Raw genomic sequence first — 444 nt, 5'->3', positions numbered from 1 at the left:
TCGTTGACCCCGTCACCGACCATCGCCACGGTCTTGCCCTCGGCCTGCAGCCGTTTGACCACATCGACCTTGTCGGCCGGCAGCACCTCGGCGATCACCTCCTCGATGCCGACCTGGGCGGCGACCGTACGGGCGACCGCCTGGTTGTCGCCGGTCAGCAGCACCGGCGTCAGCCCCAGCGCCCGCAACTGCCCGATGGCCTGGGCGCTGGTGGGTTTGACGGTGTCGGCCACCACCAGCACCGCCCGCGCCTGGCCGTCCCAGCCGACCGCGACCGCCGTGCGGCCGGCGTCCTGCGCCTGCCGCAGGGCCTGGGTCAGGTCGGCGGGCAGGTGCTGGGACCACTCGGCCAGCAGGCGGGGCCGGCCGACCAGCACCGCGTGGCCGTCCACGATGCCCTGCACCCCCAGGCCCTCGACGTTGGCGAAGTCCTGCGGGACGGGC

At 74.3% G+C, this 444-nt stretch carries 1 protein-coding gene; it reads right to left on the bottom strand.

Annotated elements, in window-relative coordinates:
* Nucleotides 1-444: HAD-IC family P-type ATPase (locus tag QSK36_RS43110; protein ID WP_285786449.1), on the bottom strand; the 444-nt coding region annotated here is incomplete at both ends.

Origin of the sequence: Microbispora sp. NBRC 16548 (assembly GCF_030268985.1) — a bacterium.
Classification (GTDB): domain Bacteria; phylum Actinomycetota; class Actinomycetes; order Streptosporangiales; family Streptosporangiaceae; genus Microbispora; species Microbispora catharanthi.
Note: the sequence above shows the minus strand (reverse complement) of the source record. Positions and strands in the feature narration are given on the sequence as shown.